The organism is Bisbaumannia pacifica, assembly GCF_007989625.1.
Classification (GTDB): domain Bacteria; phylum Pseudomonadota; class Gammaproteobacteria; order Pseudomonadales; family Halomonadaceae; genus Bisbaumannia; species Bisbaumannia pacifica.
In genome coordinates this window covers 25,619-45,305 of sequence record NZ_BJUK01000007.1, presented here as the reverse complement: position 1 = coordinate 45,305, position 19,687 = coordinate 25,619, and the positions used below count along the sequence as shown (strand labels likewise).

General features: G+C 66.8%; 15 protein-coding genes and 1 tRNA gene. 4 read left to right on the top strand and 12 right to left on the bottom strand.

Annotated elements, in window-relative coordinates:
• Positions 1 to 4 precede the first annotated feature (4 nt).
• The 6 genes from HPA02_RS04320 to HPA02_RS04295 form a co-directional block, all read right to left on the bottom strand.
• Positions 5 to 358, bottom strand: coding sequence for a TusE/DsrC/DsvC family sulfur relay protein (locus tag HPA02_RS04320; RefSeq protein ID WP_146801851.1), 354 nt, complete (start codon positions 356 to 358; stop codon positions 5 to 7).
• Positions 358 to 648, bottom strand: coding sequence for a sulfurtransferase complex subunit TusB (tusB, locus tag HPA02_RS04315; RefSeq protein WP_146801850.1), 291 nt, complete (start codon positions 646 to 648; stop codon positions 358 to 360). The genes HPA02_RS04320 and tusB overlap by 1 nt, the downstream gene beginning before the upstream one ends.
• An 18-nt stretch (positions 649 to 666) precedes the next feature.
• Positions 667 to 1,047 carry a DsrE family protein gene (locus HPA02_RS04310; RefSeq protein ID WP_146801849.1) on the bottom strand — a complete coding sequence of 127 codons (381 nt, stop codon included), beginning with the start codon at positions 1,045 to 1,047 and terminating at the stop codon, positions 667 to 669.
• A 9-nt stretch (positions 1,048 to 1,056) separates the two neighbouring features.
• Positions 1,057 to 1,449 (bottom strand): sulfurtransferase complex subunit TusD, encoded by a 393-nt coding sequence (gene tusD / locus HPA02_RS04305; RefSeq protein WP_146801848.1) that lies wholly within the window; start codon positions 1,447 to 1,449, stop codon positions 1,057 to 1,059.
• 72 nt (positions 1,450 to 1,521) lie between these two features.
• A complete protein-coding gene (locus HPA02_RS04300; RefSeq protein WP_146801847.1) occupies positions 1,522 to 2,190 on the bottom strand; it encodes a Bax inhibitor-1/YccA family protein in 669 nt (222 codons plus the stop codon).
• A 92-nt stretch (positions 2,191 to 2,282) separates the two neighbouring features.
• Entirely contained in the window at positions 2,283 to 2,726 is a 444-nt protein-coding gene (locus HPA02_RS04295; RefSeq protein WP_146801846.1) for an NUDIX hydrolase, read from the bottom strand.
• 113 nt (positions 2,727 to 2,839) lie between these two features.
• Between HPA02_RS04295 and HPA02_RS04290 the strand changes: the two genes are divergently transcribed.
• From HPA02_RS04290 to HPA02_RS04275, 4 genes are all read left to right on the top strand, one after another.
• Positions 2,840 to 2,929 (top strand) — tRNA-Ser (locus HPA02_RS04290).
• Positions 2,930 to 3,243: 314 nt separating this feature from the next.
• On the top strand, positions 3,244 to 3,684 hold the full coding sequence (locus tag HPA02_RS04285; protein ID WP_146801845.1) for a LexA family protein: 441 nt from the start codon (positions 3,244 to 3,246) through the stop codon (positions 3,682 to 3,684).
• On the top strand, positions 3,681 to 4,958 hold the full coding sequence (locus HPA02_RS04280; RefSeq protein ID WP_146801844.1) for a Y-family DNA polymerase: 1,278 nt from the start codon (positions 3,681 to 3,683) through the stop codon (positions 4,956 to 4,958). The genes HPA02_RS04285 and HPA02_RS04280 overlap by 4 nt, the downstream gene beginning before the upstream one ends.
• Before the next feature lie 252 nt (positions 4,959 to 5,210).
• Positions 5,211 to 5,426: a hypothetical protein gene (locus tag HPA02_RS04275; RefSeq protein ID WP_146801843.1), complete on the top strand. Its 216-nt coding sequence runs from the start codon at positions 5,211 to 5,213 to the stop codon at positions 5,424 to 5,426.
• Here the strand turns inward: HPA02_RS04275 and HPA02_RS04270 are convergent.
• The 6 genes from HPA02_RS04270 to HPA02_RS04240 all read right to left on the bottom strand — a co-directional run bounded on the left by HPA02_RS04270 (position 5,423) and on the right by HPA02_RS04240 (position 19,634).
• Positions 5,423 to 16,096 carry a pyrophosphatase-like OB fold-containing protein gene (locus HPA02_RS04270; RefSeq protein ID WP_186809920.1) on the bottom strand — a complete coding sequence of 3,558 codons (10,674 nt, stop codon included), beginning with the start codon at positions 16,094 to 16,096 and terminating at the stop codon, positions 5,423 to 5,425. The genes HPA02_RS04275 and HPA02_RS04270 overlap by 4 nt on opposite strands.
• A gap of 236 nt (positions 16,097 to 16,332) precedes the next feature.
• Positions 16,333 to 17,553, bottom strand: coding sequence for a hypothetical protein (locus HPA02_RS04265; RefSeq protein ID WP_146801841.1), 1,221 nt, complete (start codon positions 17,551 to 17,553; stop codon positions 16,333 to 16,335).
• A 10-nt stretch (positions 17,554 to 17,563) separates the two neighbouring features.
• Complete coding sequence (locus HPA02_RS04260; RefSeq protein ID WP_146801840.1) at positions 17,564 to 17,803, bottom strand: bacteriocin; 240 nt, start codon at positions 17,801 to 17,803, stop codon at positions 17,564 to 17,566.
• Positions 17,800 to 18,531 carry a hypothetical protein gene (locus HPA02_RS18330; protein WP_222593973.1) on the bottom strand — a complete coding sequence of 244 codons (732 nt, stop codon included), beginning with the start codon at positions 18,529 to 18,531 and terminating at the stop codon, positions 17,800 to 17,802. Before HPA02_RS18330 ends, HPA02_RS04260 begins: the two co-directional genes overlap by 4 nt.
• Before the next feature lie 3 nt (positions 18,532 to 18,534).
• A complete protein-coding gene (locus tag HPA02_RS04245) occupies positions 18,535 to 19,173 on the bottom strand; it encodes a hypothetical protein (RefSeq protein ID WP_146801839.1) in 639 nt (212 codons plus the stop codon).
• A complete protein-coding gene (locus HPA02_RS04240) occupies positions 19,170 to 19,634 on the bottom strand; it encodes a hypothetical protein (protein ID WP_146801838.1) in 465 nt (154 codons plus the stop codon). Before HPA02_RS04240 ends, HPA02_RS04245 begins: the two co-directional genes overlap by 4 nt.
• Positions 19,635 to 19,687: the final 53 nt, after the last annotated feature.

Below are 19,687 nucleotides of genomic sequence, written 5' to 3'. Positions count from 1 at the left end.
TCGCCTAGAGACAGTTGGCGGGCTTGGGTAACCCGGCCAGGCGGGCCGCCACCTTGGGCGGGCTCTCCGGGAAGAGGCGCATCAGGTAGAGGGAGTTGCCCTTGTCACTGCCCAGGGCCTGGCCCACCGCCTTGACCAGGGGGCGCATGGCCGGCGAGGTCTCGAAGCGCGCATAGAAGTCACGCAGCACCTCGATCACTTCCCAGTGGGCCGCACTCAGTTCGCGCCCCTCCTCGGCGGCCAGGGCCTCGGCCACCGCCGGCGACCAGGCCGAGAGATCCACCAGGTAGCCTTCCGGATCGAGGCCGATTCGCTCGCCGCCCACCTCGAGATAGCGGGTAATTTCCGTCGTCGCCATCAGAACCAGCTCACCGACTTGTCGGCCTCCTCGGTCAGGGTCACGAAGCCCTCCACGTCGATCACCAGGACGCCGTCGGCGCATCGCCCCTCCAGCCCCCGGGCGATGAGATCCTCGCGCAGGGCGAAGAGCCGGCCATCGAGGCCCTCGAAGTGGCGCACCATCTGCGGCAGGGCCCCCTGGACGCCCTCCTCGATCAACAGCAGCCTGTCGTCGGGGCCCATGGCCGTCAATGCCTGTCGGTAGACCCGACTGTCCAGGGGCGAGCGGTTGAGTATATGCAGTATCATCGAGGCTCCCTCACCGACTCAAAAATTCAGCACCAGGGGATGGCGCGCCATCAAGGCCGCCACCGCCGCCGGTCCCACCCGTTCGACCGGCACCGCCAGGCACTCGGCACCGAGCCCCAGGGCCACCAGATCGTCCTCCACCGCCAGTAGCTGCTCCACCTCGTACAGCGGCAGCATCTCCAGCATCGGCAGGGTGCCCTTCTGCTCCAGCGGACCACGCTGCTGATTGGCCGCCAAGGCCGCCACGCCCGGCCCCATAAACAGCAGCGAGACCCGCTGCCCCAGGGCGGCCGCCACCAGCGCCGCCTCCAGCCCCTCGCGCAGCCACAGGCTGCCGTGGGGGCCATGGCGCAGGACCACCAGCAGATCGCCGGAAGGCAGATTGGATTCGTCGCTCATGGGGCCTCCTCAGGGCGCAAAGGTGATCAGGCGGTCATGGCTCAGGCCGGCATCCACCAATTGGCCGAGACCGGTCAGCTCGAAGGGCGCCTCGAGGCTGCCCCCCGCCTTACCGTGACGCGAGGCTTCCCGCTCATCCAGCAGGCCGCGGCGCAGGCCGGCGGCGATGCACACCTGCAGCCGGGTGCCGTGCTCGTCGTGGAGTCGACGCCAGGCATCGCCGAGATGCGGTTCGTCCTGGGGCGGCGCCAGCAGGCGGGCCGCATTGTAGACCCCATCATGATAGAAGAAGACGGTTTCCAGGTGATGTCCCCGGCGGATCAACGCTTCGGCGAAGCGCAGGGCGGAGTGGGTGGCCTGATGGCTATAGGGCCCTCCCTGCACCAGCAGAGCATAACGCATGCCAATACCTCGACTAGAAACGCCTTGGCCCCGCCGATGGCGGGGCCAAGGTCGGGCTCATTCCCCGTTCGATCAGTCGCTGCTCATGATCCCCAGCAGGGAGAGCAGGCTGACGAAGAGGTTGTAGATGGAGACATAGAGGGTGATGGTGGCGAGGATATAGTTGGTCTCGCCGGCGCGATGGACGATCTCACTGGTCTGGTAGAGGATCGCCGCCGAGGCGAAGAGCACGAAGCCGGCGGACACCATCAGCATCAGCGCCGGGATCTGGAAGATCAGCCCGGCCACCATGGCCAGGATCAGCACGATGGCCCCGGCCATCAGGAAGTTGCCGAGGAAGCTGAAGTCTTTCTTGGAGACCAGCGCCACGGCGGACAGCCCGACGAAGGTCAGGCCGGTCATGGCCAGCGCGTTCATCACCAGGGCCGCGCCATTGGGCAGGGCCAGGTAGGCGTTGAGAATCGGGCCCAGGGTAAAGCCCATAAAGCCGGTGAAGGCGAAGGTCGCCAGCAGCCCCATGGCCGAGTTGGCGGTCTTGTGCACCAGGAACATCAGGCCGTAGGCACCGATAAAGAAGACGAAGATGTTCATCCGCTCCACGCCCATGGACATGGCGGCCCCGGCGGTCACGGCGGAGAACAGCAGCGTCATGGCCAGCAGGCCATAGGTATTGCGCAATACCTTGTTGGTACTGACGTCGCGAGTCTGCGTGTGGGCGACCCGTGTATCGTGATAGGCCATCGATCATTGCTCCCTAGGTTGTTGATCTTGCCTGTGGCCCAAGGATGCCGCCTCCGCGAGCGGGGCGCAATACCTTAGGCTAAGGGCTTGTTTCAACGACACTCTTGGTGACTGCTCCAGACCCCTTCTTCGACCGCGGCGGCGAGCCGGCGTTCCACCAGCGAGCGTACCGCCGGCAACAGGGCCTCCCCCAGGGCATCCAGCTCCCCGAGCGCGAACCAGCCCAGGGCGCTGGCATCGTCGGCGGCGACGCCTTCGCCACGCCGCCAGCGGCAGGCCTGGGTGATCAACACATAGTGATGTGAGGCCGCGCGGACCTCGCTGATCTCCGCCACGCCCAGGGCATCGGCCTCCACGCCAGTCTCCTCGCGCAACTCGCGGAGCGCCCCTTCCGCCAGGCTTTCTCCATGCCGTAGCCTGCCGCCGGGCAGCGCCCAGCGCCCGGCATTGGGCGCCTTGCCTCGACAGACCAGCAGGCAACGGCCCTCGCGAATCACCAGGGCCGCGACCCCCACCAACACCCCGGACTCGCCCATCCCTGCCTCCTGTATCGCTCGCCGGCAGGGCCATTCGCCTGGCGGGTAACGACTTGATCGCAAAAGCTTCTTGACGTCGGAAAACGTTCTGATAATATACACCGCCGTGAGCCGGAGGGATGGCAGAGCGGTTGAATGCACCGGTCTTGAAAACCGGCGTAGGTGAGAGCCTACCCAGGGTTCGAATCCCTGTCCCTCCGCCACTTTATTCCAGGGAATCAGCTACTTAGCTGGTTCCCTTTTTCGTTTCTGCCTCTCTGAATCTAGCAAAAGTGCAACGGGTGCAACGATAGCCGTTGCACCGCCAGACCCAGACCAGCAAACAATAGACTAAAGTCTAACTCTCTCCCCGCCCACCTAACCCCCACGCTCTTCCTTCTATATGGAGGGATTGCATCAGTCTCAAGCAATCTTTCCACCCGCTGGACCATATGTCTCGTGCTTGCATTAGCGTTTGCCTGCTCGTGCCCAAGTGACCAATACTGTATGCACGAACAGTATTGATGAGAGACCCACTATGCGCCCTTCTGATATATTCCAGCCACATCCTGCCCCCACTTATCACGCCCTGCCCCATCCACTGGCCACCATTCGGGCGGGAATCTCCGGTTTCCCCTCGCCAGCGGAGGATTATGTCGGTCGCACGCTCGACCTCAACGAGCGGCTGGTGAAGCGGCCTTCGGCCACCTTCTTCATGACAGTCACCGGCGACAGTATGGAAAGCTTCGGCATCCAGGATGGAGACATCCTGGTGGTCGATCGCTCCGTGAATGCCCGACCTGGCCACATCGTCGTCGCCTTGGTAGACGGCGAGGTAATCGTCAAGCGCTACGAGATCCTCGGTCGGCGGCCCTACCTTAGCTCCGGCAACGACCGCTATGCCCCGATCCCTGTCTCTGACCGGGACTGCCAGATGTGGGGCGTGGTGCGCTCTGTTATTCACGAGTACTCCGTATGATCGGCCTGGTGGACTGTAATAACTTCTACGTGAGTTGCGAACGGGTCTTTCAACCGCGGCTTGAGGGCGTCCCCGTAGGGGTGATGTCCAACAACGATGGCTGTGTAATCGCCCGATCCAACGAGCTGAAGCAGATGGGGGTAGAGATGGGCACCCCAGCCTTTGAGCTGCGCGACCTGGTGCGTCACCAGGGGGTGGTGCTGCTCTCCTCCAACTACGAACTCTACGGCGACATGAGCGCCCGGGTGCGCGAGGTCCTCGAGGAGTTCTCCGCCGGCATCGAGCCCTACTCCATCGACGAGATGTTCGTGAAGTTCGACGGATTCGACGCCGCCACCACTCAGGCCCTGGCGCGCACGCTCTACCGTACCGTGCGCCAGTTCACCGGCATCCCTGTCAGCGTCGGCGTAGCACCCACGCGCACCCTGGCCAAGCTGGCCAACCGAGCCGCCAAGAAGCTGCCGGAATACAGCGGCGTGTGCGTGATGCACGCCGACGGTGACGAGACACGCCGCTTGCTCGAGCGCACCGCTCTGGGCGACGTCTGGGGCGTCGGCCGCCGACTAGTCGAGCGGCTTGCCATCCAGGATATCGAGACTGCCTGGGATCTCCGCCAGACCGATCCCAAGGCTATCCGCCGGCGCTACTCCGTCACCCTCGAACGCACCGTGCGCGAGCTCCAGGGCACGCCCTGCATCGAGCTCAACGACGCCAACGAGCCCCGCCAGCGCATCATGACCTCGCGATCCTTCGGCCGGCTTACCGGCGAGCTGGGCGACCTGCAGGATGCCATCCGTCAACACGCCCAGCGCGGCGCCGAGAAGCTCCGCCAACAGGACAGCCACGCCCGCGCCGTGCTCGTGTTCCTCAAGACCAAACGCCACCGGCCCGACCTGCCCCAGTACTCCCCCAGCGTCGTCGTCGAACTGCCCGAGCCCACCGACGACACCCGCCTGATCCTGGCCGCCGCCCAGCAGGGGCTCGAGGCGATCTATCGCCGGGGATATCGATTTATGAAAGGAGGGATGATGTTGCTCGACCTGGTGGATGCCAACCGTCAGCAGCTCTCGCTACTCGACACGCCCGAGCGCGCCGCCCAGCGCGACCGCGACAGCCAGCTGATGACTGTCCTAGACGAGCTCAATCAGAAGATGGGCCGGGGCACGGTCCGCTTGGGAATTCCGCGCAATAATGCCGCCTGGCACCTACGCTGCGGGCATCGGACGCCGCGCTGGACGACGAGCTGGAGCGAGCTACCCACTGCCCGTGCCTGATGGATTCCAAGGTAATGCCGTCCCTGGCCGAGGCCACGACATCCGGACAAGGGTGACGCCCTGCCCTCCTTGGCGGCGAGTCGCTTCCCGCGGCACGCATGGCGGCGTCACGCCCTCAGGCTAGCCAAGCGTGGTGACGCATGAAGTAGGCGATTGCTGATACTCAGGCGAAGCAATCACGGCATCAAAGGTGGGCGACTGGCGGGATACTAGGCCCTCGCACTTCCCTCCGCGCCCGGCTACGCTGGGCGCATGGAACTCACAGACCTCTTCGGCATTGCCGTCACCCTGCTTATGCTTGGCGGCCTGGTCATGACCCAGGTCTCTGGTGGCATTGGCACCTGGCTCCTGGTGAGCTGGGTCGGCATCCCTGCCTTCTTCCTGCTGGCCGGCCTCCTGGCCAATACCCATGGACTGCTGTTCGGCGCCGCTATCATGATCGGCATCTACGCCTTTCGTCGCCGCTAGCTGGCGGCGCGCAGCCCCTCGACATCCCGACCCAGCGCCTCGGTGATACGGTTGCGCACCGTGCGCAGCCGCTCCAGCTCACGACGCTTGTACTCCGGGTCCATGTCAGTGCTCTGCCGCACCTGGTCCATGCGCTCGTTGATGTCAGAGAGATCTCCGCGTGCATCGTTGAGCTGCTTGCGCAGCCGTAGCCAATCCCCCTTATTCTGAGCGCGCTCTCTGGCCTCCTCAATTGCCCCCATCTCCTCGAGCTTCCTCACATCGGAGTAGACGCGATCGGCCTCCTGGAGCCCCTCGTAGAACAGGTCCTGGTACCGGGTGTAGTAAGCCGGGGTCGCCAGGTCGCGGTAGAAGCGACGAATGGGGCGCGATTCGGTCCAGCGCTGCGAAGGTGCCTGAATCCCCTTGGCGCGGCGCCACATGGTGTCAGCCATGCCCATGGCATAACTGCCCACGCTGCCTAGGTAGCCGTTCACCAGGTAGTCGAGCTGCAGCGGCGAGAGCGCCAAGACGCTATCGGCTCCCAGGGCGCCTTCCAGCCCACCGGACAGCCAGCGCGATTGCATAGTGGTGCTCGACCGGAAGCGCAGGCTCGGCGAGAGTTGCTGATCCCAGTAGGGCTCAATCGGCCGGTCGCGGAACGGGTCGCGATTGGCGTAGATGTCCAGCACCGGCGCCGCCGCCTGGGGTACCGGACTGAAGGCGAAGGTCTGACTGATCATGTGCCACAGCCGCTCCTTGAGCAGATCTCCTCCGGCCGCATCGTCGGTGAACTGCTGGGTCATGCGCTCGGCCATGGTGGCAATGGCCCCCACCTCGAACGGCTTGGGCACGAAGAAGGCGTCCTCGCCAAAGCGGAAGAACCAGTAGGTATCCTTCTGCCAGTCCGGCAGCGCACGATACTCCTCGTCGTCATCGTTGTGCAGGAACAGCCCGATGGAGGCTGCCACCAGCGCCCCGGTCACGATGGAGAAGCGCTTGGCGCGGACCCTGTCCGACTCGCTGCCGCGGCCGAAGGCGGTCAGTAGGGTGGGCTTGAAGCCGTCACGATACAGCTTATCCAAGCCCTGAATACGCGCATTGAGGAACGGCACCGTGTCGATCAGGAAGCGGGTCATGAACCAGCTGCCATGGCTCGAAAAGTCCATCAGGTCGCGCGACTGGAAGGCGGCATAGAGCTTCCCGCGGTCCAGATTGCTCTGGTAGACCTTGGCGCGGTTCACGTTCTCGGCGAACTCGGTCGCCTCGTTCCAGCGCCGCCAACTCCACTTCACCGCCTGCAGGGCGGCACCCGGGTCGTTGATCACCTTGGCCCGGCGCAGGTTGCGGTTTAGCTGGGCCTTGAGTTCGTCGCTGCGATCCCCGTAGAGGTGGCCGAAGTTGAAGGAGCCGCCGCTGGCGATCATCTGAGCCCGGTTGCGCTTGTTGGCGTAGTAGCCAGCGCCGCGCACCGCGTTCCAGATGGGGTTTATCCCGGCCGGGGTCACCGCCGCGGATTGCAGCGAGTCGCGGATGGTGTTGGCGGCCACGAACTCCAGGGTCACCGTCACCATGTTGGTCAGCAGGCGCTTGAACCAGCGCATGGTCTTCATGCCAGCGCTATTCATCAGGGCCTGCATGCCGACGTCGGTCATGTTGACCAGCGCCTTGTAGACCAGGTCGTCGCTGATCTCGTAGTAGACCTGGCGACCATCGCGTAGCACGAAGGTCGAGGACTTCGGGTCGCGCTCCCTCTCCGACACCTCGCGGGCGATCCCCACCTGTTCGGCGTTGGCGATGGCCTGCACGGCCGCCTGATTCTTGAGCGAGGCCGACAGCAGGTGGTGGAAGTTCATCAGCGTGTTTTCGAGCAGGTCGCCGATGCGCATGTCTGCGCCCTTGAGCCGCTGGTAGGCGCGCTGACGACTCAGTCCCGCGGTGGAGGCCGGCCCCTGGACGTCGTTGGTGTTCTCGTCCAGCACCCGGTAGAAGGGCACATAGAACTCTTCGGCCCAGATTTCCCGCTGGTCGCGCTGAAGGCTGTCCCATTCCTCCATGATGGTTTCATAGCGCTGAGTCGGCGTGTCGATGGCGTCGGGCTGGACGTCCTGCACGCTCTCCCAGAGCCACTCCTGCAGATTGCCCTGGGCCTCGTTGTAGAGCGCCTGGGCCTCATCCAGCAGGTCACCGTCCTCGTAGCGCTTCATCGCCGTGTCGGCCTGCTCGAGCTGCTGAATGATCGGCTCGGGCGCCCCGTGCTTGCGCGCGATCACCAGGGCAGACTCGGGCTCGCTCATCGCCTTTCGCAGCAGGCCAGACTGCTCGGCGATGCTCAGCACGTCATCGCGGATCGCCTGGAACTGCTCGAAGACGCGTGGGTAGAGCGTGCGGCGCGCCTCCCCGCTCTTGGCGCGGCCGTTGTTGAGCTCCATCAGCGCGCGGATATGGCGGGGCTCGAAGTAGTTCTCGCGCCCCTGCTCGGCCAGCTTCTCCGCCCGGTTGCCGGCGATCCAGCCCATGAAGCGCGAGACCTCGGCGGCATCGCCCAGCTGGGCCAGCACGGCATGCAGGCCGCCGTCTTCGCCGTCCTGCAGCTCGATCACCTTCTGCTCCGGGTCCAGGCGGATGCGGCCATTGTGGATCAGGGTATGCAGCGCCCCCTGGGCGGCCGGCGCCATACGCGCCAGGATCCAGCTTGAAGAGGCGGTGCTGTTCTCGATGAAGTCACGGCCCAAGGCCTTCTCGTCCAGCTCCTTCAGGGCGGCGAACTTATCCACGATGCCGGCGCGCACCTTCACCGCGGCGCGACCCCAGGTCTCGCGGACCTTGGCCATCGCCGATCCGGTCACGCCCAGCGGGCCGATCATGTCCAGCGCCTCGGCCTGGTCGGCATCGAGGTCGCTAAACTCGTCGGAGACGCGGCTGGTGTCCATCCGGCGGCGCAGGGCAAAGGTCATGTCGTCGGCCTGGCCGTCGTCAGCTTCGGCCTGCCGGCGGCGCAGGTAGTCGCGCGACTTCTCGCCCAGCTCCAGCACGTCGGTGGTGGTCCAAGGGATGCCCGGGAACAGCTTGCGCAACAGCTCCTTGATCTTGGCCACGGCACGCTGCCAGGCGGCAGGACGATGCCCCTTCTCGATCAGGTGCGCGACCATCTCCTCGGCGATGGTCACCTGGTCCTCGGGGTCGTTGCGGTCGAGGAAGGGATAGTCCCTCAGTACCTCGTCGCGTGCCTCGCGGCCGATGCGACTGTGCGGCAGGCGGCGGTAGAGTTGGCGCATCACCGGCACCAGCTCCTCGCCCAGTACGCCGCGAATCCCCTTATGCCCCACCGCCTCGTGGATGGCGGTGCGTACCGCCTCCTCTACGCTATCGTTGTTGGCGGCGATGATATAAAGCCGGTTGCCCTCATAGAATCCGCGCACATCCAGCGGGCTAACGTCGCTGATCGCCATTCTGAGCAGGGACATCGGCGGCAGGTCTGCATAGGTCTCGACCACCTCGAAGTCGCCCAGGTCGCGGCGCAGGGCCTCGAGCTCTGCCCTCACCTCGGCAGCGGCCGGCGCCGCCTCGGGGCGGTCCGCCTGGGGCGACATGGAATAGCGCTGCTCTGCCAGAGCCTCGGCCGCGTCATCGAGGAAGGTCTGGCGCGTGTCGGCGCTCTCGAACTGGAAGCCCGGGATGGCGCCCTGGCGCTTGTAGCTGGACCAGTAGCCGCCATGCTGCTTGGCCAGGTCGCGCAGGGCGTTGAAGGCCTCGCGGTCCACCCGGTTGGTCATCTTGGCCACGAACAGCTCGATGCCCTTCTTGGCATGCGTGGTCTCGGCGGTCTCGAAGCCCGCCTCCTGGCCGGTCACGCTGTCCAGGGCGCTCTCTGCCTGCTCCTCGGTGGGCAGCTCGGGGCGGTTGCGCTGTACCTCGATGCCTTCAATCTGGTCGAACAGCGCGTTGACGTCCTCGGCGCCAGTCAGGTCGATCCGGCGGGCCGGCGCGGTGCTGCCCCCCTCCGCGGCCGGCTTGTCGATCACCAGGATGCGGGTCGCCACGTTGGTGGCGGCGCGGTCGAAGGCGGAGGTCGGCAGCATCACGTCGGCGGCGATGGATGCGCCGTCGGTCTCCTCCAGCCACTTATCGAAGCGCTTGTCGGCCGCCGGCCCGGTGGGGATCAGCGCCACCACGCGCCCGCCTGGGCGCAGGTGCTCGCGGAAGGCCTTGTCCAGGTGGGCGATGGCTGTGGCGCCCCCGCGCCCGAAGGGCGGGTTCATGGCGATGCTGTCGTACTTGTTGGCCTTGGCGAGCTCCTCGAAGGTGGTCTCGTAGACCTTGGCATCCCCGGCCGCCAGGCGTAGGCGTGAGGCCAGCTCGTAGGACGGCTCCACTACATGCGCCTGGGCCGTATCGGGAATCCAGCGCGCGATGGCGCCATGCCCGGCGCTGGGCTCGAGCACGTCGTCACCGGCACGGATGCCGGCCCACTCCACCATCTTGAGGCCAACTGGCTCCGGCGTGGCGAAGTAGTCGGCGCCCTCGCGGGACCTGTTGCGGCGGTCGCGCTTCTGCTGGCCGTAGTAGAAGGCCTTGGCGCGATCGAAGTCGGTCATCTCGGCGGCGGTTCGGTCCAGCTCCTTGCCGCCCCGGCCTTCGCCCTCCGCGCCGGCGGGGAAGTCATCGGCATCCTGGTAGGCCTCGATGATGTTGTCCTTCAGCGCCCTGGCGGTATTGCCCATGGCCAGGTTCTCGGCGGTACCGGCGCGCTCGGCCAGTTTGCTGGCCACCATGGAGCGCTCCATCGAGAGCCCGGTGCTCATGTAGCGCATGATGGCGTCGGACTGAACGCCAACGCGATAGATGCGCCCCTCGATCTGGATGGCCGCGGTCGGCTTCACCGGCAGGCCCAGGTTCAGCAGCGCGCGCTGGTGCTTGCCGCTGGTGTCATGCAGGGAGATCCCGGCACCGCCAGCATCGGACTGCACCACGATCACATCTACCCCGCTGCCGTCGCGATTGAAGCGCTCGACGTTCTTGGCGCGCTCACCCTTGCTCAGGGTGCCGTTGAACTCCACCATGCGCTCACCGAAAGCGTCACGAAGGGCATCACGCGGGGAGGCCAGCCCGGAGAGGTCGAGGTTGTAGAGGTCGGGGCGCTCCGCCCTGAGGCGCTGGAAGACGTCGGCGTTACCCTCGCCACCCATGGGGCGGAACGGGTGGAAGCCGCCGCCCTGGTTGTAATCGTGGAAGACCACCACCTTGCGCCCCTGGGCCAGGTGCTGCTCGATGTAGGGAATGGCGTGCTTGGCCTTGATCGATTCCAGTAGGTAGGCACGGTTCAGGTAGCTGAACCGCTTGCTGACGCGATTGGACAGGTCATCCCAGACCATCGCCTCGGCCTGGGCCTTCTCGTCGCCCTCGCGGCCCTGCTCGCGAGCCTTGCGGGCGCGCTCGGACAGCCACTCCAGCCCCTCGTCGATGCGGGTACCGATGCCGTCGGCCACTAGCTGGAAGCGACGGTCATAGTCCTGGTCCACTTCCAGCATGCGGGCGCGCATCGCGCCCTCGCGCTTGAGCTGCTCGTTGAACTCCCGCTCCAGCAGGCCAACATCCACCTCGGGACCCGGGGCATTGAGCTTGTTGTAGCGCATCCGGTAGCCGAAGCGCTGCATGAAGAAGCGCTCACGGTGATCGCCCTCGTTGTAGCTGGCCATGCCGTCGATACGGGCCTGTCCCTCGGCATAATCGAACAGGTAGCCGTTGGCCCAGTCCACCGCCTTGCGATAGGCAAAGGGCGTGGCGGACAGGAAGGCGGCGCGGGTGCTGCGCTCCTCCCACTTGCGGGTTTGCTCGGCCTCCAGGTCGCGGGCAATTCGGTCGAGCTCCCGAGCCGCCTCGGCACGCTGCTCAAGCAGTGACTCCTCGCGGGCCGCATCCTCGGCGCGACCACTGTCGCGCGCGGCCACTCGGGCGGCCTCGTACTGGCCGGTCAGCGCCTCGATGCGCTCCACCAGTTCCGGGTTACGCATCTCGGCGAGGCGCCGCGAGGATCCCGGGTAGCCGGTCAGGGCGCGCAGGGTGCCAAGAGCCGCGGTTTCCTCAAACTCGTCGCGCTGCAGCAGGTTGTGGGCCTCGTCGGCCATCACCAGGTCCCACTCGCGCTCCGCCAGGCTGTTGTTCTGGCGGAAGTTGGCATAGGTGGTGATCACCGCCCCCTCGCCGCCGTTGTCGCGGGTGTCGCGCAGCTGGCGGATCGGCAGGCCGACATTTTCCCCGGAGGCGACCCAGTCCCGGGCGATCTTGTCACTGGGCACCACGATCAGGATGTTGGGGCGCCCCATCAGCTGGTGGCGCTTGGCGATACCCAGGCCGGTATAGGTTTTCCCGGTGCCGGTGCCATTGGAGAACAGCACGCCGCGACCGTCGGCCTCGAAGAATCGGCGCTCGGCGAAGGCGACATCCTCCTGCTGGACCTGGAGCAGCTGCGGGACGGTCTCGGCGATGCTGTCGAGGGAGGCCGGCACGATCTCGCCGGAATCGGGCGACGGCGCCGGCTCGGTGGCTAGGCCCTTGGCAGCCTCTCGAGCATGTCGAGCAACTGCCCGGCGTGCTCGGGGGTCAGTCGGTGTTCCTCCGTCATCACCATCGCGGCCGCGTCCGGCGTCGTCACGTCGGGCAGGCTGGCCCTCAGAGCCATACTCCCCGTCTCCTCGATGAACGCGGTTATCGCTTCCTGCTCGGCCAGCACCGGCGCGATCTTCTGGTACGCCAGGATCACCGGATCGGGCACTCCGTTGGCCTCCAGCGCCACGGCTTGCTGCTCCAGCGTCTGGTTGAGCTCCTCCTGATCCATCGCGAACAGCGTCTCCGCCCACTGCGTCTTCAGTGGCTGCGACGCCAGGATCTGATTCAGCACGCTGGCTGACACCTGGTACATCGGCTTCCCCTTCGTTGGTCAGTTCCCTGAGAGCTTGGCGCACCGCGTCGGGGCCGTCCATGCCGGCCACGTCGAGACCACTGTCTTCCATCATATCGCGGCCACCGTTGTACCAGGCACGCAGATACGGACGCACCTGTTCCACGGAGGCCCCCAGGTCGCGGGCCATGGTGCGGGCGAAGTCGGTGAAGCGACGAGCGCCGGCCTCGAGGTGAAAGGCCGCCAGCTCGGTGCCCAGGGCCAGCATCTCAGGGTCGATGCCGCTGTTGAGCTGGCCCAGTTTGGCGCGTAGGCGCTGGCGGATCTCCTCGGCGCGATCCTGGCTCACCAGGGTATTGTCGGCGCCCCAGGCGTCGCCCTGCTCGGACTCGGCCGCGGGCTCGGGATCAGCAGGGGTGTCGGGGGCGGGCTGGGCGCCCAGCAGGTCAGACTGGCCATAGCTGGCGGCCACGTCGCCCTGGCTGTCGCTGCCGGAGAGGCGGAAGTCAGCGAGTTCGGCATCGGCCTGGGCGCGCTGCTCCTCCTGGCGGCGGCGGGCGGCCTCGGCCTGCTCGGCCTGCTGAATCTCGCGCTCCCGGGCGGCCAGGCTCTCCTCGGTCTGAGTTTCGAGGAGCAGAGCGTCGGGCTCGGCGTCCGCATCGGGGGCGACAAACCCCCAGCCGCCTTCGACCTCGACCGGCGTGGCGCCCGGGGTATCACGGAAGCGCTTCGAGAGCTCGACGGCGCGCTTGGTCTGGAAAGGCGTTCCGTCGGCCTTGAGGGTTACTTGCCCTTCTGCTCCGTCCGGGCGTTGTTGGCCTGCACCCGTTGCTCGTGCGTCGTCTTGCGCAGGTACTCGCTGATCTCCTCGTTCGACCTGCCCTCCTGTCTCAGCCGGTCGGCCGCCAGGTGCTGGTGAACGATCTGGTTGCGCTGCTTCTGATCCAGTGCCACGGAGTAGGGCCTCCTTGAGCTCGCGGGCGGCGTCGGCCACGGACTGGCCTTCGTTGACGCGCCGCGCAGCGTCGTTGATCTGCTGGTTGATCTCGGGGGTGGTGGTCGCACGTTCCAGCAGGGCAATGGCCTGCCCTGCGGTATCTGAGAGCTGCTCGTTGCGCTCGGTGGCGATCCGGTTGCCGGCCGCCTCGGCAGCCTGGGCATTGTTGTTCAGGGTAGCGAACAGGCGGCGGTCGCGCGACAGCTCCTGGCGCAGACGATCCATCACGCGCACGCGCTCGCCGATCAGGCTCTCGGCCGGGTCGTCGCCGAACAGGCCGCCCTGCTCTCCCTGGGTCTCCGCAAAGCCAGCCTGGCGCACCTCGTTGACCAACAGGGCGCGCTGGTTGTCGTTCTGCGGTTCCACTTGACGAAACACGTCCACGGCGGCGAGCTGCTGGTCGGGGTCGCTGAAGGCGCGGCCGATGGCGGCGCCGTCCTTCTCGCTGATGACCCGGTTGAGCACGGCCCCAAAGGCGTCATCTCCAAGGCGGGCGATATCAGCACCGTCGCGCACCAGCTGGGATCGGCGCGGGAGGTTTCGCTCGGCAATCACGTCCTCGACTTGCCCTTCGCTATTGCGGAACACCTTGGCGGCATCGGTCGCGGTGGCATTCCCGGCGGCGATGTTGGCCTCGGCCGCCAGGCGACGGGCATCCTCTACGCTGACGCCGTCCGCCTCGCGCAGCACGATAGCGTTGACATCGGGCTGCTCCAGACGGCGGGCCAGGTCCACCCGGTGGTGGCCATCGGCGGCGAAGATGCGACCGCCCTCACGCTCATGAAGCAGGAGGTTGCCGGCGCGCAGGTCGTCCCACTCCTCCACGCCTTCCAAGCGGGAATCGACGCCCTCGGCGTTCACCTCGGTACGGAACTGGTAGGCCTCGGGGTCTACCTCGATGCGGTTTACTGGGACGCGGCGCGGGGTCAGGCGGCCGTCCGGCTCGGGCGGCGAAACCTCCTCGCGCAACTCCTCGGCACGCGAGGCGTCAGGCGACAGCGGCGGGGCGTCGCCAAGATCGAGGCCGCGAGGCTCCGGCTGCTGGGGCTCCGGCGACTGCATATCGCTGAACGGCAGGTCGGGGGCACCATCGCGTACCCAGCCCTTGAGGTCATCGACGCTCACCTCAGAGATCTCACCCAGCCCCAGCCAGCCCTCGTCATAGTTGGCGAGATAGCCCTGGCGGGCCTCCTCCAGGGAGTTGAAGCCGAGCATCACCTTGTGCTCGTCGAAGCTGCCATCCTCGTTCACCTGGTCGATGATAAAGGCGCGCGGCGCCTCGGGATTGTCGCCAACAAAGACGTCAAGGTTGTCGCCATCGGCGGCGGTGGTGCCCTTGATGTCGCCGTAGTGGTGGGCCATCTGGCTTTCCCACGCGGTGCCGTCCGGCGCGGTGCCGCGACGGGTAGAGCCCTTGGGGTTCTCGATGGCGATCTCGAAGCCGTTGAGGCGCACCTTGCCCTTGCGGTAGTTGCCGGCCTCGGCCTGGGCGGGGGTCGGCTCGGTGTTGGTCTTCGCTGCTGCCTGCTCCACCTTGGTGCGCGGCTCCTCCAGCTGAAGCCCCATCGGCTGATCGGTCGTCTCGCCGCCGATGGTGATGGTGGTGTCTGGCAAGTCTTCGCTCGGGTTCTCCAGGCCCTGCTCGCGCCAGGCCTGCTCCCATGCCGCCCTGGTCTCAGGATCAAGGTTAGGCACCGCACCTTCGGGGGCGGCCCGCCGCGCCTGCTCGCGCTCGAACTGTTCATTGAGCGCGGCGCGATCCTCGGGGGTACGCTCGCGCACGGCATCGTTGGGAGTGCGCTCAGGCGTGGCATCGAGACCGCCGCCAGCTGCGCCGGCAACGCCCAGGCCGGCGCCGAACATGCCGCCTAGCACCGCATCCCCGAAGGTGCCCTCGGAGATATCCTGATTGCCGTTGATAGCAGCATTGGCGTTCTTGCGGGCCAGCATGGTCTCGCTGACTTCCTGCAGGGCCTCGCCGGGGCCTTCCAGTGCCACGCTATTGGCCAGGCGCCCACCAAGGCCACCCCCCAGGGCCCGCTGCATGGGGCCCAATACATAGCTGGTCAAGGCGCCACCGGCAGCCCCCGTCGGCGCGGCGCCAAGGAAGGAAGCGGCACCGGCCGTCTTGGCGGTCTGTTGCTGAGCCTCCTCATGGCTCAGGCCGCCCTCGCGAAGGTCGCGGTACAGCCCCGAGGACTCGGCAAGCTCCTCCTCGCCCATGGCAAGGATGCGCTCCTCGGCCTCGTTGGCTTGCGAGCCGCCGGCTTGGGCACCACCCATCAGCGTCATGGCCGTGGCCACACGCTGGGGCGAGCCGGCCAGCAGCGTCGCGGCCTGGGGCGCGAACTGGCCAATCAAGCCAGCCATCTGGGCAGCGTAGCCCGTCACGCTGGGGTCGTCGCCAAAGGACCAGGTGCTGGGCTTGAAAAGGTCGCCATCGGGCGTGCTGGTCCGCATGGTCTCGCGGAAGGCCTCGGTCTGGCGCTCATCGATCTGTTCGGAGCCGCGCTGCATCCAGCTCTCGAAGGCCTGGAAGGCGTCGCTGGGCGCCATCCCGCCCAGGGCGCGGTCACCCGCCTCCACCAGATCACCAAGGCCCAGCTTGCGCAGGCCGGACTCCACCAGGTTGCCGCCCCAGGTCAGGAAGTCGCCGGTACCGCCCACCGCCGAACCAACACCGCTGACGCCACCATCCAGCGCCTCGAGGCCGAAATCGCGCGCCCGAATACTCTCGGGTTCTTGAGGCTCGGGCGGTAAGGCGGCTGCATCGCTGGACTGCGAGCTGCGCATGGAGGGTGCCTGGCCCACAGACCCAGACTGCCACGGCTCGGCCATATCGAGCTGGCTCACCCCAGGCTGGCCTGCGGGCCGCTCGGGGGCCTGCTGCATATCGAGGCCGCGAGGGGCGCCCTCCTCGACCGGAGACGCGGCGTCCTGCCGCTGATACCTGGCCCAGGGGCCGCCGGTGGCGGGCTCCCGTGATGATTCGGGCGGCTGTTGTTGGTACTTCTCCCAGGGACCTGCCATTAACGCTGCCTCCAGTTGCTAGGGTCGCCCGGGTCACCGCCCAGGTACTCATAGCCGTCTTCCACGTGTCCGGGCTCGAGACCGCCCTGCCCTTGCGGGCCCGGCTCGGGATCCTGGCTGGGGCGGTTGAACGCCTGGCGCGACGCCGCATCCAGCTCGGCCTGCAGCTGATCGCGTTGCGCCTGGAGCTGCTCGCGCTGCTCCTCGGTGAGCTGGTGGCTGTCCAGTTGCCCGTTGACGCGGTCCAGCTCGTCGCCCAGGAAGTCGATATAGCGGGAGTCCATCTGGGAGCTCTCACCCGCCCGGGCCCGCACCGCCTCATAGGCCTCGGCGAAGCTGTCGTAGACGCCGCGGCTGACCAGCTCCTCGGCCTCCTGGATGCGGCTAGGCGGCCGGCCGCCGCTTGATCCGCTACGGTCATAGGGGCTCCCGGCCCCGGGGCGCACCGGCTTGATTTCACCGGTACGGCGGTTCACCTGGATCATCCCCAGTCGCGGGTGCTCCTCGAGGTCCCAGCTCTCGGCGCTGTCGCCGCGTAGCAGGCCGAGTACCTGGCTGGCACGCTGCTGAGCCTCGGGGGTCCGGAAGACGTTGCGCAGCATGCGCATCCCCTGGGTCTGCTCGACTAGGCGCTCTACCGGCACAGCCATGACCAGATCGTCCTCGCCGGTGCCGCGGCCCTCTGTCATGGGGGCGGTGTAGCGACTACCATCCTCGCCGACCACTTCCAGCTCGAGCATCACGCTCTCTCCGTCCGGTGCTGGCACCATGCCGACCACCCGCTTCTGGCCGCCCTCACCACGGTTGATCTCGGCGCCGAACATCTGGTTGAGCGCCGCCAGGCTCTCGGGGTCGTTGGCATCCACCGAGGTATTGGGATCGATCACCGCCATGGCCTGCTCGATGGAGGCGTCGGTATCGGGGTCCAGGGCCGCCCAGTACTTCGGGTAGCGCTGCAGCAGCTCGATCTCGCTTTCGTCCACCTCCATGCCCTGGCCGATCTTGCCAAGGGTGAACTGTAGATCCTCCATATCCCGGGCCCGCTGGGCCTCTTCCTGCTGCATGCCGAACTGCTCGCGCTGCATGCCCAGGCGCTCCTGCTGGATCTCCATCTGCTGATCAGCGCGCGCGTCGGCCCGCTGGCCGCGTTGGTACTGATTCATCAGCCCGAAACCTTGGGCAAAGCCATCCGCCAGGCCACGTGTGTCGAGTCCTGCCATGCTGTTCTCCTTAGAAGAGTGACCCGGCCAAGAGGCCGATACCCGCCCCAATGGCAGCGCCCCAAGGGCCGCCGGCCATCATCCCGATCCCGGCGCCAGTGCCCACGGCGCTCATCGTCTGCTGACGCTTCGCCTGCTCCATCTGCTCTTCTTGCATCTCTGCCTGACGCTGCTGGTTCGCCAGATCCCCCAGGCCCTGCATGGCCTCGCCTTCCATCTGCCGCTTCAAACCGATCAGCCCATAGCTCATGATTCGAATACCTTATCCGGGATGTTAGAGAGGCCCATGCCACCGGCGAGGATGGCGCTCTGGCGATCGAGGGCGGAGATGCGCGCCTGGTTGCCGGCGCTGGCCATGGCGGCGGCACGCTGCACGCCGGCGCGGCGCTCCTGGGCCTCCTGCTGCCGCGGCGTCAGCGACACGCCGAACGACTCGCGCTGCTGGTTCAGGCTGCGCTGACCGGCATCGAAAGCCAGGCCCATGGCGTCCTTCGCCTGGCCGGCGGCCCGATTAGCCGCACCGGTGTCGGTGGCCTTGTCGGCCAGCTTCCTGATGTACGGGGCAAACCGCTCTTTCCAGTCGGCCCACTGGGCGCGGTTGAGCTGCCCTAGCAACTCCGATGCCCCCTGGTCGCCCTGGAAGGCCTGGGAGGGATCGATCAGCCCCAGCTCCGAGCCCTCGATCCGTGCCAGGTAATCCTTGGCGCGCTGCTCCTCGGGTGTCAGCGGGCGCGGCGCCTGCTGGTTGCCCCCGCTTCCCGGGCCACGCCACCCGCCGCCACCGGCGGCACTGGCGCCATGCCCGGTGCCGGCGCCGTTCGTGTCTACCGCACCACCGAAGCCGACGGAATATCCGCCGCCACGCACCCCGCCGGTATCCACCGATGCGCCGAAGCCGCCACCATAGCCACCACCGGCGCTGTCTCTGCCGGGGCCGCCGCCATAGCCTCCGCCGGTTGCCGAATCTGCCCAGCCCATGACTTACCCCCAGAGTTGATTCGATGAGTTGATGGCGGCCTGACTGACGCCACCCTCCATCCCCAGCCCCGGGGTGCCGCCAGTCTGGTTCAGGCCGTAGGACGTACCGGCGCCGGCCACCTGGCCCAGCAGCTGCAGGTTGGCGCTGCGCCGGTTGAACTGCGTGGCGGCCGACTGACGCGCATCCGCCGAGGCCTGGTCGGCCAGGCCTGCCAGGCCTGCTTGCGCCTGCCCAGCCTGCCCCTGCCCAATGGAGACGATGTTCTGCATGCCCAGAACCTGCTGGTTGTCTTGCTCGAACTCCGCGCGCCCCAGGGTCTCGCCGCCGGCCTGGGCGGTATCCAGCGCCAGGCCTGTCATGGCGCCCTGGTAACGCCCGCTGGAGGGATCAATGCCGGCGGCCGTGAGCCTCTGGCCTGCTTCATCCATGAGCCCGTCCGCCGCCTGCTGCTGAGCCTGCATGGTCCGGCCGCGGATGTAGCCCAGATTCTCCTCTGAGGTCAGGTCATCGACCTGGCGCATGTAGGCGTCTTCCAACGGAGCCAGCTCCTGCTGAGCGAAGTTCCACTTTTCAGCCGCCACGGCCGCCAGCTCGCGCTGCTCGGGGGTGTCCTCTACTGTGCTGTCGCCGCCACCACTCATTGTTCGCCTCCTTCAAGGTCGGTCAGGTAATCGTCGAGGCTGTCCTCGTGGAAGTGCTGGCGGATCGGCACGCTGACGCTGTTCATCCAGCCCTCACCGCCCACTAGGTAGGCGCACTGGATCACCAGGCTAGTCAGCTGGTCGCGTAGTACGAAGGCCAGCGTTCGGCCGTGATGATCGCCGGAGCGCTCCAGGGTCACGCTGTCGCGCCAGTCCTGCAGGGCGCTGGCCATCAGCGGCCGGAGATAGAGCTCGTGCTGGCGATAGAAGGGGTTGGCCGGCAGCTCGATCAGCGCCTGCCAGAAGGCGGACATGATGGCTTCATCGCTGACCGGGTGGTCGCGATCGATCAAATCATCGAGGGTCTGGGAGATGCGAAACAGAGTCTCGCAAAAGGCCACGGCAGCCGGATGATTCGGCAGTACGCGACACAGAAAGGCGTGTTCGTCTTGGCGGGGCATGGCAGCACCTCACGGTGGGGCCTGGGTTGCGAGCAGTGTAGCAAAACCCGGCG

What these genes read in the sequence shown, in the direction of transcription:
- HPA02_RS04320 (WP_146801851.1), bottom strand. Translation starts at nt 358, where the DNA reads ATGGCGACGACGGAAATTACCCGCTATCTCGAGGTGGGCGGCGAGCGA.
- tusB (WP_146801850.1), bottom strand. Translation starts at nt 648, where the DNA reads ATGATACTGCATATACTCAACCGCTCGCCCCTGGACAGTCGGGTCTAC.
- HPA02_RS04310 (WP_146801849.1), bottom strand. Translation starts at nt 1,047, where the DNA reads ATGAGCGACGAATCCAATCTGCCTTCCGGCGATCTGCTGGTGGTCCTG.
- tusD (WP_146801848.1), bottom strand. Translation starts at nt 1,449, where the DNA reads ATGCGTTATGCTCTGCTGGTGCAGGGAGGGCCCTATAGCCATCAGGCC.
- HPA02_RS04300 (WP_146801847.1), bottom strand. Translation starts at nt 2,190, where the DNA reads ATGGCCTATCACGATACACGGGTCGCCCACACGCAGACTCGCGACGTC.
- HPA02_RS04295 (WP_146801846.1), bottom strand. Translation starts at nt 2,726, where the DNA reads ATGGGCGAGTCCGGGGTGTTGGTGGGGGTCGCGGCCCTGGTGATTCGC.
- HPA02_RS04285 (WP_146801845.1), top strand. Translation starts at nt 3,244, where the DNA reads ATGCGCCCTTCTGATATATTCCAGCCACATCCTGCCCCCACTTATCAC.
- HPA02_RS04280 (WP_146801844.1), top strand. Translation starts at nt 3,681, where the DNA reads ATGATCGGCCTGGTGGACTGTAATAACTTCTACGTGAGTTGCGAACGG.
- HPA02_RS04275 (WP_146801843.1), top strand. Translation starts at nt 5,211, where the DNA reads ATGGAACTCACAGACCTCTTCGGCATTGCCGTCACCCTGCTTATGCTT.
- HPA02_RS04270 (WP_186809920.1), bottom strand. Translation starts at nt 16,096, where the DNA reads ATGCGCAGCTCGCAGTCCAGCGATGCAGCCGCCTTACCGCCCGAGCCT.
- HPA02_RS04265 (WP_146801841.1), bottom strand. Translation starts at nt 17,553, where the DNA reads ATGGCAGGACTCGACACACGTGGCCTGGCGGATGGCTTTGCCCAAGGT.
- HPA02_RS04260 (WP_146801840.1), bottom strand. Translation starts at nt 17,803, where the DNA reads ATGAGCTATGGGCTGATCGGTTTGAAGCGGCAGATGGAAGGCGAGGCC.
- HPA02_RS18330 (WP_222593973.1), bottom strand. Translation starts at nt 18,531, where the DNA reads ATGGGCTGGGCAGATTCGGCAACCGGCGGAGGCTATGGCGGCGGCCCC.
- HPA02_RS04245 (WP_146801839.1), bottom strand. Translation starts at nt 19,173, where the DNA reads ATGAGTGGTGGCGGCGACAGCACAGTAGAGGACACCCCCGAGCAGCGC.
- HPA02_RS04240 (WP_146801838.1), bottom strand. Translation starts at nt 19,634, where the DNA reads ATGCCCCGCCAAGACGAACACGCCTTTCTGTGTCGCGTACTGCCGAAT.